Source organism: Bacillus sp. GW823-FHT06A11, from assembly GCF_058795355.1.
The window spans coordinates 810,677-824,228 of sequence record NZ_JBXAHS010000002.1; the positions used below are offsets into that span (position 1 = coordinate 810,677).

The window sequence follows — 13,552 nt, forward strand, 5'->3', positions numbered from 1 at the left end:
TTACTTAACTATAAAGTACAATCTAATTCACAAGGAAAGTGGGGGTTGTTTGTATGAAGAAACAGTGGCGACTGCTTTCGTTCGTTTCACTGCTGGCTTTACTGTTAGGGGGATGCGGTAAAGCCTTTCAATCTACTTTAATTCCGCAAGGAGAAGTAGCAAAAATGCAATATGATTTACTTCTACTGGCGAGTGCAATCATGGTAGGAGTAGTACTAGTAGTTACTATTATTTTCTTGTATGTAATTGTGCGTTTCCGACAAAAGAAAGGTCAGGAAGATTATATTCCAGAGCAAGTTGAAGGAAATCACAAGCTAGAAATTATATGGACAGTTATTCCGATTATTCTTTTACTAATCTTAGCTGTTCCAACGGTTACATATACATTCAAACTTGCTGATGTAAGTGCGATGGAGAAAAAGAATATTGATAAAGATACTATCGTTGTTGATGTAACAGCGAATCTTTATTGGTGGGAATTTTCTTATAAATCAGAAAAGATAGTAACTTCGCAAGATTTAGTCATCCCCACAGGTAAGAAAGTGTATTTAAATTTGAAGGGTGCCGATATTAAACACTCATTTTGGGTTCCATCTTTAGCTGGGAAAATGGATACAAATACAGACAATGTGAACAAAATGTGGTTAAAGGCAGATAAATCGGGCACTTATAATGGTTTTTGTACAGAATTTTGCGGCCCATCACATTCTTTAATGCAATTTAAAGTGAAAGCTTTAGATGAAAGCGAGTACAAAAATTGGCTTGCTGATATGAAGAAGATTGATGGGAAGAAAGAAGTAGCTTCAACAAAGGCGCAAGAGGGCCAAGAAATATTTAATAAAAGCTGTATTGGTTGTCACGCAGTTGGATCTAATGATAGTAGACCACCTTCCGCTCGTATCGCACCAAACTTAGCAAACTTTGCGGATCGCGATATGGTTGCCGGTATTGCCGAAAACAATGAAGAAAACTTAAAAAAATGGCTGAAAGATCCTGAAAATATGAAGCCAGGAAACAAAATGACTGGCAAATATGGCAACTTAACGGATGATCAAATTGATGCATTAAATGCATACTTACAAACGTTAAAAGTTGAAAAGTAAAGAGGGATTATTCGCGAAGGGGAGGTTGAAAACGTGAGTTCTGTAGCAAAAAAACAGGGGATGGGTGCTGTCATATGGGATTATTTAACGACAGTAGACCATAAAAAGATTGCCATTCTCTATTTAATTGCAGGTGGATTGTTTTTTGTAATAGGCGGAATAGAAGCTCTATTTATTCGCCTTCAATTAGCGATTCCTAACAACGCTTTTCTTGTTGGGGATGCTTATAATCAAGTATTGACGATGCACGGTACAACAATGATTTTCCTCGCAGCTATGCCACTCGTGTTTGCATTTATGAACGCCGCTGTACCACTTCAAATTGGTGCACGTGATGTAGCGTTCCCGTTTTTGAATTCACTCGGATTTTGGTTATTTTTCTTTGGTGGAGTATTTTTAAATTTAAGTTGGTTTTTAGGTGGAGCACCTGATGCAGGATGGACATCTTATGCATCTTTAGCTTTAGCCTCTAAAGGTCATGGTGTTGATTTCTATGTACTCGGTTTGCAAATCTCAGGTATTGGTACATTAATTGGAGGGATTAACTTCCTTGTCACCATTATTAATATGCGTGCGCCAGGAATGACGTATATGCGTATGCCGATGTTTACATGGACGACATTTGTAACATCTTCGCTTATATTATTCGCTTTTCCACCGTTAACTGTAGGATTAGGACTTTTAATGTTAGATCGTTTATTTGGAACAAGTTTCTTTAATCCAGCATTGGGTGGGAATACAATTATATGGGAGCATTTATTCTGGATTTTCGGTCATCCAGAAGTATACATTCTTATACTCCCAGCTTTCGGAATATTCTCAGAAATCTTCGCGACATTTTCGAAAAAACGATTGTTTGGTTATTCATCGATGGTGTTTGCGACTGTATTAATTGGATTTTTAGGATTTATGGTATGGGCGCATCATATGTTTACTGTTGGACTTGGTCCAGTTGCTAATGCTATTTTCTCAGTTGCAACAATGGCGATTGCGGTTCCGACTGGTATCAAAATATTCAACTGGCTCTTTACAATGTGGGGCGGAAATATTCGTTTTACGACACCGATGATGTGGGCAGTAGCTTTCATTCCATCATTCGTCATGGGTGGAGTTACAGGGGTTATGCTAGCATCTGCACCAGCTGATTATCAATTTCATGATAATTATTTCGTAGTAGCACATTTTCATTATGTAATCGTTGGCGGTGTTGTATTTGGTTTACTTGCAGGAGCTCATTATTATTGGCCACTGATGTTTAATAAAGTATTAAATGAAACATTAGGAAAGATAACGTTTTGGCTATTCTTTATCGGTTTCCATTTAACGTTCTTTATTCAGCATTTCCTTGGCTTGATTGGTATGCCGCGCCGTTACTACACATATCTTGAAGGGCAAGGGTTGGAAATGGGGAATATGATTAGTTCTATCGGAGCGGTGTTTATGGCTCTTGGGACGATTGTTCTTCTATTCAATGTAATTAAAACGACAGTATCAAAAGAAAAAGCTGGTCGTGATCCGTGGGATGCACGTACATTAGAATGGACGATGCCGGCACCGACACCAGAATATAACTTTAAACAACTACCATTTGTTCGCGGATTAGATCCGTTTTGGATTGAAAAACGTGAAGGTAATAAAGAGATGACAGCAGCGGAACCAGTTGGTGATATTCATATGCCAAATCCTTCGTTTTCACCATTTGTCATTTCTTTCGGATTGTTTATAGCGGCATTTGGTGCAATGTATATGCAGGGCGGAAAAGATAAGTTCTGGTTATTAGTAGCAATTGTTGGTTTAATCATTACATTTGGCGCAATGTTCCTACGTTCAGTAATCGATGATCATGGATACCATATTCATAAGGAAGATTTAGATGATAAGGGGGGCAAGGCATAATGCATGTAGATGAAAAATTAACGAATGAAACATTTCCAGCAGAGCCTGAAAAAGCAACCCTTGAAGGGAAAAATAAGTTTGTCGGTTTTTGGTTATTTCTTGGAGGCGAAACAGTGTTGTTCGCTTCCTTATTCGGAACATATTTAGCATTAAAGAATTCTACAAATGGTGGACCAACATCTCAAGAAATGTTCCAAATGCCACTCGTTTTCATTATGACGATGCTTTTATTAACGAGTAGCTTAACAAGTGTATATGCGATGTATCACATGAAAAACTTTAACTTTAAGAAAATGCAACTTTGGTTACTAGTAACTGTATTGCTAGGTTTAGGATTTTTAGGGTTTGAGATATATGAGTTTTATCATTATACACATGAATTTAAGCATACTATGAGAAGTAGTGCGTTTGGCTCTGCGTTTTATGCTCTTGTTGGTACACATGGACTCCACGTATTGTTTGGGTTGTGTTGGATTTTAACATTAATCTTTAGAAATGCGAAGAGAGGTCTAAATTTATACAATGCACCGAAGTTTTATGTTGCATCAATTTATTGGCACTTTATTGACGTAGTTTGGGTGTTTATTTTCACTGTAGTATATTTAATGGGAATGGTGGGATAAACAATGGCGATAAAGCAAACAAATAATCCTAAAGTTGATCTTGTTTATCGGAAGAGAAAAAGTGCGGAGGAAATGAAGCATCAAGTTATTACGTTTGCATTAATGATTTTTTTAACATTAGTTGCATTTGTAGCAGTGGCGTATCCAAAAACTTTTAGTCCGACTTTCTCTGTGCCATTTATTTTACTATTAGCAGTGGTACAAGTAATTTTTCAATTGTATTATTTTATGCATATGAGCCATAAAGGACATGAAGCAGCAAGTTTCTTTCTTTACTCTGGCCTGCTAATAGGGTTAATTACAATTTTAGCTTTTATGACAATTGTGTGGATTTGAAAAGTGAAATATAAGGGAGCTTGTGTTGTCACAGCTCCCTCTTCATATTATGGGATAACCTTACGAAGGTAGGTGTGAAAATGAGTAACTTGTGGATATTTGGTTTTCAGGCTTTATGGAGTCCAATTTTTTTATTATTTATGCTTTCGATTCTTATTGGGTACTTCTTAATTATTGGACCTTATAGAATGCGATTTGAAAATGCGACGAAGGTAAGTAAGAAGCAAATTTTTTATTTTACGACTGGTATTGTTCTTTTGTATTTTGTAAAGGGAGGGCCTATTGATTTAATTGGCCATATTATATTTAGTGCTCATATGTTTGAAATGGCAGTCATGTATATTGCAGTTCCACCGTTACTGTTGCTTGGTATACCAACTTGGTTATATCGTTACATTACTTCTTTTAAGTTCGTTCAAATTATATTAAAGGTATTTGCTAAACCACTTATTGCGTTGTTTGTATTTAACGGCCTGTTTTCTTTTTATCATTTACCAGTTGTTTTTGATACGGTAAAACAAAGTCAAATTGCTCATCCTATTTGTCTCGCTATATTGTTTTTTACAGCAATCATGATGTGGTGGCCGATGTTAAATCCATTACCAGAATATCAAACGTTAAGTGATATAAAGAAACTTGGTTACATGTTTGCTAATGGTATATTATTAACGCCAGCTTGTGCGTTAATAATTTTTGCGACAGCCCCGTTATTTGCAACGTATACGGATCCGGCTGCTTGGATGAAAGCGATGGAACTATGTGTACCAGCGGGCACTTTATCAGATTTAAATATAACGGGACCGGAATTTTTGCACTGGATGCCAGTAGTACAAGACCAGCAAACTGGTGGTATCATAATGAAAATTGTCCAGGAAATAGTGTACGGTACAATTATAGGCTATGTATTCTTTAGATGGGCACGTAGAGAACGTGAAAAGGATAAGGAGCAGTTGCAACAATTGCCGCCGTATTTACAAACTAAGTAAAAAAAGTGTATGGGATTCCATACGCTTTTTTTACTTAGTTTTAGTTTTTCATGAAAGATTGAATTTTCTAATTATTTATGTTAAGTTAGTGTAGGCGTGTACTAAAAGTGGATATAAAATTTACTACTAGCTTTCATGCGTAATAATTCCATATGTGGTGCAAGTTTTTTAGAGAGTTACAAAAATATATTGTTATCTTTAATAAACACGAACTATTTTAAGGGGGAATTTAAATGGGTAGTAGTGGAAGTATGGTAAAGCCGATTAGTGGTTTTTTGACAGCGCTAATTCAATATCCAGTACCAGTAGTAGAGTCACGTGCAGACATTGATAAACAAATTCAACAAATCATAAAAACAATTCATTCGACCAAATCAGGTTACCCTGGATTAGAATTGATAGTATTTCCTGAATATAGTACACAAGGGCTCAATACAAAAAAATGGACTACAGAAGAATTTTTATGTACAGTGCCTGGGCCAGAAACAGACTTATTTGCTGAGGCATGTAAGGAATCTAAAGTATATGGTGTTTTTTCAATAATGGAAAAAAACCCTGATGGTGGAGAGCCATATAATACAGCAGTTATTATTGATCCACAAGGTGAAATGATTTTGAAGTATCGTAAGCTAAATCCTTGGGTGCCAGTCGAGCCTTGGAAAGCTGGAGATTTAGGTTTACCTGTTTGTGATGGACCTGGAGGAAGTAAATTAGCTGTTTGTATTTGTCATGATGGCATGTTCCCTGAAGTAGCTCGTGAAGCGGCCTATAAAGGTGCAAATGTCTTGATTCGTATTTCTGGGTATAGCACACAAGTTAGTGAACAATGGATGCTAACCAATCGTTCAAATGCATGGCAGAATTTAATGTATACATTGTCGGTAAACTTAGCGGGTTATGATGGTGTATTTTATTACTTTGGTGAAGGACAAGTATGTAATTTTGATGGGACTACTTTAGTACAGGGGCATCGAAATCCTTGGGAGATTGTTACTGCTGAAGTATATCCAGAACTAGCAGATCAGGCTAGATTAGGATGGGGATTAGAAAATAATATATATAATCTAGGTTCAAGAGGATATGTAGCAACTCCTGGTGGGGTGAAAGAAAATCCATATACGTTTGTAAAAGATTTAGCTGAAGGTAAATATAAGGTTCCTTGGGAAGATGAGATTAAAGTAAAAGATGGATCTATTTATGGATATCCAGTAAAAAAAACGATTCATTCTTAGGGGAGGGAAAAAACAAGCGCATCATATTGATGCGCTTGTTTTTGTTAATCAATAATTTGAAGTTCCTTTAACTCTTTTTCGACATTTTGTAGGAGTTGTTCACTTTTTTGAAGTACATTCGTTGGGAAAGTCTCATCATCGCCATATTCAACGCCGTGAGGATAATAATGTTTTCCTAATAAGGGAGGGAGTAGTTTTACTTCAGCGTGTCTACTGCCAATGTCACCTTCAACAGCAACGCCTTGCACTCGCAAATAATAAACATCCTTTAATATTTCAAATTTATAATCGTATGTAACCCGTTCATAATCCCACTGTCCAGCAAGTACGAAGTGGTTGTTTTCCATGATTTCAGTTAAAAGAGTTAATTCAACGACGGCTCCATTAAATTTCGTATTTGTAAATTGCATATAATACCTCCTTTTTTAATGTTACACCATTATTTTTATAATAGTATGAATAATAAGAAAGTGCAATTCATATTGAGAGAAAAGGGATAATCCAGACTTTTTTCACAAAAATATGATATAGTGAAAAGAGTACGGTACACACAAAAAGAAAGAAAAGGATTTGTGTATATCTCAATTTTATGTTTTGTTCAGGAGGTATATCGTTTGAAGAAATTATTGCGTATCGTAATGATTACAATTTTAATTTTAGCTGTTGATTTATACGGGAAATTACTCGTTTCACAATATATATTAACCCCATCTCAATCAAAGCAAGAAAATAAAATTGTGAAAAAGAAAAAGCAAATTAAGGAAGACTCCTCAGACACTGTTTTAAATATGATTGGTGAAGACTCTGAAAATTTATTAGCGAAGTGGGGAGAACCCTCTCGAATAGAGCCATCTGCATACGGATATGAATGGTGGGTATACAATCAGGATTTAACTCAGTATGTTCAATTCGGAGTTTCTGAACGTAAAGTTATAACGGCGTACGCTGCTGGTGAACAAGTTAAGGTTCCACCTTATTATATAAATGAAAAATATGAAGAAGTATATAAAAAAAGTCCGCTTTCGCATGAAATTTCATTAAAAAGAGGGAAAAATAGTTATCAATTTGAACTATCTGATACCGAAGTCATGGAACAACCGTTAATACCTGTAGAAGATGGATGGGCGCAATTGTATTTTGATCAATTTACACATGAGCTTGTGGGTGTTCGTTATATGGATGATGAAACTTTATTACGCCAAAGACCATATCAGCTCGTTTATTCAGGTGAATTAATAGCAGAACAACCATTGACTCCAGAAAAGATAAAACAAGTAGAAAATGGGAATATGCAACAAATTTTTGATTTAACAAATATCATTCGAAGTCGTCATAAATTACCATTATTAACATGGGATCAGGAAACGGCAGATGTTGCTGTTGGTCACAGTAAAGATATGAAAGACAATAATTATTTTTCTCATGACTCACCTACATTAGGTACGCTAGGAGATCGTTTGCAGCGCGGGAAAGTAGGATTTCAACTTGCTGGTGAGAACATAGCGGCGCAACATAGTGATGGAATTGCGGCAGTGCAAGGTTGGTTAAATAGTGAGGGGCATAGAAAGAATTTATTAAATGAACAATTTACAGGATTAGGTGTTGGTGTATACGATAAATTTTATACACAAAACTTTATTCGAAAATAAAGCGAAACTGTAAGCGGTGGGGTGTTACATCACCTAATTAGTTACTTCGTATTCACTGAATTGTAGGTGGGAATCTGACCGTATGCAAATAGCAGAAAAAAAGGTGCATGAATCGTCTAAAAATAGGCGAACCATGTGCCTTTTTTTTCTTACTATATAGTAGATATACATGGAGAGGTGAGGATTATGCCAACAACAAAAGGGCCGTTACATCCATCGGTTCAACAGTTTAAAGAATTTGTAAACCATCACCCTAAAATGGTTCATGAGGTTAGAAGTGGTCACAAAACTTGGCAACAATTTTATGAAGAATGGTACTTACTGGGTGAAGAAGATCCAATATGGGCAACTTATAGACCGGATGGAGCGCCTGCGTTTTCTTCGGTAAAAGAAAATAAAAAAGAAGAAGATAATCGAACTGAAGAGGAAAAAACTGCTGATGTGATGGGGCAAATGCTTTCTTTTTTTAAAAAGTTGGACGTGGAACAAATGCAGAACCATTTAGCTAATGTGACGAGTGCTATTGGGAGCGTGCAACAAGTTATTCAGCAATTTCAAGGTAACCGTACGCAGCAAGAACAAAGTACTTCAGAAAATAACCCGTTTTTCTTTCAAAAGGATTAGGGGGAAAGATGATGAGAGCAGAAATTATGGAGTTTATAAAGGCTGATGAGGATTTATCTCGCTATATTAGAGAGCAACCGTACTGGTATAGAAAATTAACACGAAATCCTGAAGAAAAAGAGGCTTTTGAGTTAGCGGCGATGCAACATTTCAAAAAAACAATACCAGATAAAGTGGAAAAATTTCAAAATCAATTGGCTGTTGCTTCCATCATGATTGATATGTTTCAGTATATGAAGCAACAAAATGCAACCTAATTACAAGTGAAAAATATGTCCGTCATGCAGAACTTTTGTTACAATAGAGATTGATTATTTAAAAAGGAGTTGCAGCATGACGGAAATTTGTTTAGTACGACATGGACAAACTGATTGGAATTTTCAAGAAATTATTCAGGGACGAGAAGATATTCCGCTTAATGAAGTTGGTAAGAAGCAAGCGAGTCAAAGTGCAGCTGCTTTACAAGAAGAAACGTGGGATATCATTATAAGTAGCCCGTTAATTAGAGCGCAAGAAACGGCTAATGAAATCGCAAAGGCGGCTGGATTACAATCGATTTTATTAGATGATCGATTTGTTGAACGGAATTTTGGAGAAGCTTCAGGGAAGCCAGTTGCGACTGTTAGAGAGTTGATTGCTGAGGGTAAAGTAGAAGGTATGGAGCAAGATGAAGAGATTGTAGCTCGTTGCTTTGCTGCTTTAGAAGATGTTGCAACAACTCATTTTGGCAAACGTATTATTATTGTTGCTCACTCACACGCGATAAAAGCAATTTTACATGCCATTGAACCAGATGAAATTACATTTAAGACACCATTAAAAAATGCGTGTATTAGTTATGTGAAACAAAATAGTGGGAAATGGGATGTTCTTAAATATAATATAGCGGAACATATTAATGTATAAGTGTGTACGGATATAGTGTGAAAATAGTTTCATTATATCTTTCTTTTGAGTAAGTCACTTCAATTAGTAGTTCTAATCTAAATGTGGTATGATGGATACTCGGAGGTGTCTCTCATGATTGTAGCGACGCTAGAAAGCGTATTAATATTAGATAAGGCAGAGCAGCTTGCAAAAGCGATTATCTGTTCAGATATAGCAGAAGATTATCGTAAGTATTATAGAGAATTACATGAAGATATAGAACTTCAGACGTTAATTCAGCAATTTACAGCGATGAAAGAACGGTATGAGGAAGTACAGCGCTTTGGAAAATACCATCCTGACTACACTACCGTATCGATGAAAATGAGAGAATTAAAGCGTTCTGTGGACTTACATGATAAGGTTGCAGCTTTTAAAAGAGCAGAAACTGCTTTGCAGAAGTTATTAGATGAAGTTAGTGTAGCAATCGGTTCGGAAGTGTCTTCTTCCATTAAAGTACCAACAGGAAATCCATTCTTTGATGCTGGTGGCTGTGGTGGAGGTTGTGGTACTGGCGGAGGTTGTGGTTGTAAAAAAACGGGGTGATGTACCCCGTTTTTTAGAAGTTGGAAGAAAACGTATACAGAGTTTGTCCTGTAATGTTATAAATTTCTGATTGGTTTTCATAGAATATAAAATATATGTTTTTAAAAGGAGAAGATGGAGAAGATTATGTTCGGGCAACGACAAAGTATGATTGTTTATTTACATTCATTGAAACATGCCAAGATTTTAAGGAAATATGGTAATATACATTACATATCAAAACGATTAAAATATGCTGTAGTATATTGTGACATGGAACAAATTGAGCATATGATGCATAAGTTGAACAAACTTCCTTTTGTGAAAAAGATAGAACAGTCGTATCGCCCGTATTTAAAAACGGAATTTGAAAATTCCCGTCCTGATCGAGCAAAAGAATACGATTATAGCTAATAGAAAAAATCCCCTGCTAAATTTAGCGGGGGATTTTTTAATTGAAATAAAGTGTTATTTCATCGGAGGAATGAAATTGTTCATTCGTAAAATACCAATTAAATGATTAAAAAATAGTTCTTTTTCTGGGAAAGTTGTAGATGGCTTTACAGTAAAAGTAGCCACTTTTTTTCCGAGTTGCTCTGCCGTTTCTTCAAATAAAATGACACGTTTACTTTTTTTATTTTCAAATACAGGAATGCCTTCACGACATATGTATAATGGTTGGAAATCACCAGTAGTAGTTGGTTTTAATATTACAACAAGCGAACACACTTTTTTATCGTTTTTTATCGTTTCAAATTGTAACATATGTGCTATACGTTCTTGATTTGTTTTGGCAATTTCAAGTAATTCATATAAATCAGAGTAGCCTTCTCCGAGTTCTATAAAGCGTTGAATCATATTTTTTCCTCCTCTTTCTTTTACTGTACCATTTCACTTTTTAAATGAAAAGCACACAAAGAAAAAAAACCCTGCATAGCAGGGCCCTTCTTATACTAGCATGTACTAGTAAGAAGGCAAAGGGAGAGGAGAAACCGGAGGAAGAACTTATGGGGAAACGTAAGTCTTCTCCGCGGTTGGCAACAACATCGAAGGTGATGTTGTTATAATTATTTATGTCCAATCTAAATGAAGATATACATAATGAAATTAAATTTTATGTCAGGCTTTTTATTTTTCTTTTTTTTATTTTGTGATAGGATAAAAAAGATAAAGTGGAACTAATATACATATTGGATTCATATTAGTGAATGATGAGATGAATACATAAAAATAATGAGTGGTTATTTGATGCTGAGTTTTCTAATATTTTGGTGAATGTAATTTGTTAACGGTTACCAAAGTGGGAATGGCTTTCTATAATCGCTCGATAGATTGAAATAAAGGTAGTGACAACAGATGAGAGTAGTTTCAGGAAAATGTAAAGGACACCCACTTAAAGCGGTTCCTGGTAATACAACACGTCCAACGACAGATAAAGTAAAAGAATCTATTTTTAATATGATAGGTCCTTATTTTGATGGTGGTATCGCCCTTGATTTATTTGGTGGTAGTGGTGGCCTTGGAATTGAGGCTTTGAGCAGAGGGATCGATAAAGCGATTTTTGTTGATAGGGATAGTAAAGCGATAAAAGTAATTCATCAAAATTTAGAAAGTTGTAGAATACAGGAACAAGCTGAAGTATATCGAAATGATGCGGAACGTGCAGTAAAGGCGCTTATAAAACGTGAAATGTCATTCGATCTTATATTAATAGACCCACCATATAAAGAGCAAAAAATTGTATCTTTAATTAGTGTAATGGATCAACATGGATTGCTACATAGTGATGGATTAATTATGGCAGAGCATGGTAATGATGTAGTTTTACCTGATTCAATAGGAAAGCTTGTAAAAGTACGAGCTGAGAATTATGGGATTACTGCAATATCGATTTATAAGTATGAAGGTGAGGGGACAGAATGACAAGTATAGCTATTTCTTCAGGAAGTTTTGATCCAATTACCCTTGGGCATCTGGATATTATTAAAAGGGGAGCAAAAGTATTTGATGAGGTGTACGTAGTCGTTTTAAACAATTCATCTAAAAAACCATTCTTTTCAGTTGAAGAGCGATTAGAACTAATTCGAGAAGCGACAAAGGATATCCCGAATGTAAAAGTAGATTCGCATAGTGGGCTGTTAGTAGAGTATGCAAAAATGCGTAATGCAAATGCAATATTACGTGGTTTACGAGCAGTTTCTGATTTTGAATATGAGATGCAAATTACTTCTATGAATCGAAAATTAGATGAAAATATTGAAACATTTTTTATTATGACAAACAACCAATATTCATTTTTAAGCTCGAGTATTGTGAAAGAAGTTGCGAGGTATGGAGGGAGTGTAGTAGATCTTGTGCCTCCTATTGTAGAGCGTGCTTTAAAAGAAAAGTTTCAAACCCCGTTAAAGTGAACGGGGTTTTTCTTTATACGTGCGAAAAAATAATAAAATAACATATAAATATAGACAAAATAATGTGAAAATTGGTCCGTAATGTATAAAAGATGTCCAAATTTCATGTAGTATAGAAGGATGCTTGGATAAAAATACAGGAATATCTTTTTGCATAGGTGAGAAAGAACTTACTTTCTCATAAAATGGTGTCCAAAATATAAATGTAAAAATAGGGGCAAGAATACTTTGAATAATTCGTGCGAAAAAATAGGGTTTAAATCGGATGTCTGTTTCAGCTAATATGCTAGCAACTTGTGCCTGAATAGAAAGACCGCTAAATGCTAAAATGAAGCTTGTTACCATAGCTTGTTGTAAGAGGGGTGTTTCATTTATTTGACTAATCATTTGGCTTCCGAGTGTCATTTCGAAAACACCTGATAATATAGGTATACTAAAATCTGTACTTAGTTGGAAGAATGATAAAATATGTTGCATAATAAAAGAAAGAGCTGCTGTAATGTGGAATACAGTAATCATTTTATTTAACACAGAGAATAAAATAATAAATCCGCCAATCATAAGTAATGTTTGAATAGAAGAAACGATAGCATCCCCAAGTAATTTACCGATTGGTCTTTTTTCTTGTAAGCGTGTCTCGTGAAGAATTAAAAAAGGGTTTTGAAAGCGGCGTTTTTTTGTAGTGTGTGTATTATTTTTGTAAGCGGTATTATGGCCGTAAAAACGCATAATTAATCCGACAGCAAAGTTACTTAAATAATGGGCAGCCGCTAATATAATCCCTAATTTTGGATTATTAAAAAAACCGATAGACACAGCACCGAAAATAAAAAGTGGATTAGAAGAATTTGTGAAAGAAACGAGGCGCTCCGCTTCAATCTGAGTTAAAAGGTTGCTTTTTCGTAGTCTAGCGCTTAGTTTGGCGCCTGCAGGGAAACCTGAAGCCATTCCCATTGCCCAAACGAATCCACCTATCCCTGGAACGCGAAAAAGTGGGCGCATGAGTGGTTCTAATATAACGCCAATAAATTTTACAACACCGATACTAATTAGAAGTTCCGCAATGATGAAAAACGGTAGTAGTGAAGGGAATACAACTTCCCACCATATATTTAACCCGCGAATAGAAGCTTGTAAAGCGGCTTGGGGGTGGAGTACAAGAGAAAAGGTTAAAAAAAGCGTTGATATGGTAAGGAAAGCGGTTTTCCATTTTTCATACATGTAAGTAAATCCCCCTTTG

The 13,552-nt window shown here is 35.6% G+C and carries 17 protein-coding genes; 14 read left to right on the forward strand and 3 right to left on the reverse strand.

All coding sequences use genetic code 11. The features are described 5' to 3' along the window. Positions 1-53 precede the first annotated feature (53 nt). The 6 genes from coxB to AC1Q8L_RS12860 all read left to right on the forward strand — a co-directional run bounded on the left by coxB (position 54) and on the right by AC1Q8L_RS12860 (position 6,176). Positions 54-1,103 carry a cytochrome c oxidase subunit II gene (gene coxB, locus AC1Q8L_RS12835; RefSeq protein ID WP_000745273.1) on the forward strand — a complete coding sequence of 350 codons (1,050 nt, stop codon included), beginning with the start codon at positions 54-56 and terminating at the stop codon, positions 1,101-1,103. 60 nt (positions 1,104-1,163) lie between these two features. Next, positions 1,164-2,999, forward strand: coding sequence for a cytochrome c oxidase subunit I (gene ctaD, locus AC1Q8L_RS12840; RefSeq protein WP_172794245.1), 1,836 nt, complete (start codon positions 1,164-1,166; stop codon positions 2,997-2,999). After that, entirely contained in the window at positions 2,999-3,622 is a 624-nt protein-coding gene (gene ctaE / locus AC1Q8L_RS12845) for a cytochrome c oxidase subunit III (RefSeq protein ID WP_000557861.1), read from the forward strand. Before ctaD ends, ctaE begins: the two co-directional genes overlap by 1 nt. Before the next feature lie 3 nt (positions 3,623-3,625). Further along, complete coding sequence (gene ctaF / locus AC1Q8L_RS12850; RefSeq protein WP_000985703.1) at positions 3,626-3,958, forward strand: cytochrome c oxidase subunit IVB; 333 nt, start codon at positions 3,626-3,628, stop codon at positions 3,956-3,958. 80 nt (positions 3,959-4,038) lie between these two features. Beyond that, entirely contained in the window at positions 4,039-4,944 is a 906-nt protein-coding gene (gene ctaG / locus AC1Q8L_RS12855; RefSeq protein WP_000069031.1) for a cytochrome c oxidase assembly factor CtaG, read from the forward strand. 233 nt (positions 4,945-5,177) lie between these two features. Beyond that, a complete protein-coding gene (locus tag AC1Q8L_RS12860) occupies positions 5,178-6,176 on the forward strand; it encodes a formamidase (protein ID WP_000535802.1) in 999 nt (332 codons plus the stop codon). A 44-nt stretch (positions 6,177-6,220) separates the two neighbouring features. Here the strand turns inward: AC1Q8L_RS12860 and AC1Q8L_RS12865 are convergent, their stop codons facing one another. After that, on the reverse strand, positions 6,221-6,586 hold the full coding sequence (locus AC1Q8L_RS12865) for a YugN family protein (RefSeq protein WP_001160948.1): 366 nt from the start codon (positions 6,584-6,586) through the stop codon (positions 6,221-6,223). A gap of 204 nt (positions 6,587-6,790) precedes the next feature. Here AC1Q8L_RS12865 and AC1Q8L_RS12870 point away from each other — a divergent pair, with 204 nt between their 5' ends. The 6 genes from AC1Q8L_RS12870 to AC1Q8L_RS12895 all read left to right on the forward strand — a co-directional run bounded on the left by AC1Q8L_RS12870 (position 6,791) and on the right by AC1Q8L_RS12895 (position 10,315). Continuing rightward, a complete protein-coding gene (locus AC1Q8L_RS12870) occupies positions 6,791-7,825 on the forward strand; it encodes a CAP domain-containing protein (RefSeq protein ID WP_000735387.1) in 1,035 nt (344 codons plus the stop codon). A 186-nt stretch (positions 7,826-8,011) separates the two neighbouring features. Next, the gene (locus AC1Q8L_RS12875; protein WP_001143345.1) at positions 8,012-8,449 is read left to right on the forward strand and encodes a YlbD family protein; all 438 of its coding nucleotides are present in this window, start codon (positions 8,012-8,014) and stop codon (positions 8,447-8,449) included. Positions 8,450-8,460: 11 nt separating this feature from the next. Continuing rightward, positions 8,461-8,706: a YlbE-like family protein gene (locus tag AC1Q8L_RS12880; RefSeq protein ID WP_001200990.1), complete on the forward strand. Its 246-nt coding sequence runs from the start codon at positions 8,461-8,463 to the stop codon at positions 8,704-8,706. Positions 8,707-8,782: 76 nt separating this feature from the next. Further along, a complete protein-coding gene (locus tag AC1Q8L_RS12885; protein ID WP_000134944.1) occupies positions 8,783-9,355 on the forward strand; it encodes a histidine phosphatase family protein in 573 nt (190 codons plus the stop codon). 114 nt (positions 9,356-9,469) lie between these two features. After that, entirely contained in the window at positions 9,470-9,922 is a 453-nt protein-coding gene (locus tag AC1Q8L_RS12890) for a YlbF/YmcA family competence regulator (protein ID WP_000634361.1), read from the forward strand. 126 nt (positions 9,923-10,048) lie between these two features. Beyond that, positions 10,049-10,315 (forward strand): YlbG family protein, encoded by a 267-nt coding sequence (locus tag AC1Q8L_RS12895; protein ID WP_002082261.1) that lies wholly within the window; start codon positions 10,049-10,051, stop codon positions 10,313-10,315. Positions 10,316-10,369: 54 nt separating this feature from the next. Here AC1Q8L_RS12895 and AC1Q8L_RS12900 read toward each other — a convergent pair whose 3' ends face one another. Continuing rightward, positions 10,370-10,759, reverse strand: a complete 390-nt coding sequence (locus AC1Q8L_RS12900; protein WP_000616017.1) for a DUF7147 family protein — start codon at positions 10,757-10,759, stop codon at positions 10,370-10,372. Positions 10,760-11,257: 498 nt separating this feature from the next. On the opposite strand from AC1Q8L_RS12900, the gene rsmD reads away from it, so the two are divergent. Then, on the forward strand, positions 11,258-11,824 hold the full coding sequence (gene rsmD, locus AC1Q8L_RS12905; RefSeq protein WP_001266976.1) for a 16S rRNA (guanine(966)-N(2))-methyltransferase RsmD: 567 nt from the start codon (positions 11,258-11,260) through the stop codon (positions 11,822-11,824). Next, positions 11,821-12,312, forward strand: coding sequence for a pantetheine-phosphate adenylyltransferase (coaD, locus tag AC1Q8L_RS12910; RefSeq protein WP_000200601.1), 492 nt, complete (start codon positions 11,821-11,823; stop codon positions 12,310-12,312). The genes rsmD and coaD overlap by 4 nt, the downstream gene beginning before the upstream one ends. Here the strand turns inward: coaD and ylbJ are convergent. Continuing rightward, on the reverse strand, positions 12,304-13,533 hold the full coding sequence (gene ylbJ, locus AC1Q8L_RS12915; protein ID WP_000273089.1) for a sporulation integral membrane protein YlbJ: 1,230 nt from the start codon (positions 13,531-13,533) through the stop codon (positions 12,304-12,306). The two genes, coaD and ylbJ, sit on opposite strands and share 9 nt — an antisense overlap. Positions 13,534-13,552 lie beyond the last annotated feature (19 nt).

What these genes read in the sequence shown, in the direction of transcription:
- ctaE (WP_000557861.1), top strand. Translation starts at nt 2,999, where the DNA reads ATGCATGTAGATGAAAAATTAACGAATGAAACATTTCCAGCAGAGCCT.
- AC1Q8L_RS12890 (WP_000634361.1), top strand. Translation starts at nt 9,470, where the DNA reads ATGATTGTAGCGACGCTAGAAAGCGTATTAATATTAGATAAGGCAGAG.
- rsmD (WP_001266976.1), top strand. Translation starts at nt 11,258, where the DNA reads ATGAGAGTAGTTTCAGGAAAATGTAAAGGACACCCACTTAAAGCGGTT.
- AC1Q8L_RS12900 (WP_000616017.1), bottom strand. Translation starts at nt 10,759, where the DNA reads ATGATTCAACGCTTTATAGAACTCGGAGAAGGCTACTCTGATTTATAT.
- coaD (WP_000200601.1), top strand. Translation starts at nt 11,821, where the DNA reads ATGACAAGTATAGCTATTTCTTCAGGAAGTTTTGATCCAATTACCCTT.
- AC1Q8L_RS12865 (WP_001160948.1), bottom strand. Translation starts at nt 6,586, where the DNA reads ATGCAATTTACAAATACGAAATTTAATGGAGCCGTCGTTGAATTAACT.
- ylbJ (WP_000273089.1), bottom strand. Translation starts at nt 13,533, where the DNA reads ATGTATGAAAAATGGAAAACCGCTTTCCTTACCATATCAACGCTTTTT.
- coxB (WP_000745273.1), top strand. Translation starts at nt 54, where the DNA reads ATGAAGAAACAGTGGCGACTGCTTTCGTTCGTTTCACTGCTGGCTTTA.
- AC1Q8L_RS12875 (WP_001143345.1), top strand. Translation starts at nt 8,012, where the DNA reads ATGCCAACAACAAAAGGGCCGTTACATCCATCGGTTCAACAGTTTAAA.
- AC1Q8L_RS12880 (WP_001200990.1), top strand. Translation starts at nt 8,461, where the DNA reads ATGAGAGCAGAAATTATGGAGTTTATAAAGGCTGATGAGGATTTATCT.
- ctaF (WP_000985703.1), top strand. Translation starts at nt 3,626, where the DNA reads ATGGCGATAAAGCAAACAAATAATCCTAAAGTTGATCTTGTTTATCGG.
- ctaG (WP_000069031.1), top strand. Translation starts at nt 4,039, where the DNA reads ATGAGTAACTTGTGGATATTTGGTTTTCAGGCTTTATGGAGTCCAATT.
- AC1Q8L_RS12895 (WP_002082261.1), top strand. Translation starts at nt 10,049, where the DNA reads ATGTTCGGGCAACGACAAAGTATGATTGTTTATTTACATTCATTGAAA.
- ctaD (WP_172794245.1), top strand. Translation starts at nt 1,164, where the DNA reads ATGGGTGCTGTCATATGGGATTATTTAACGACAGTAGACCATAAAAAG.
- AC1Q8L_RS12860 (WP_000535802.1), top strand. Translation starts at nt 5,178, where the DNA reads ATGGGTAGTAGTGGAAGTATGGTAAAGCCGATTAGTGGTTTTTTGACA.
- AC1Q8L_RS12885 (WP_000134944.1), top strand. Translation starts at nt 8,783, where the DNA reads ATGACGGAAATTTGTTTAGTACGACATGGACAAACTGATTGGAATTTT.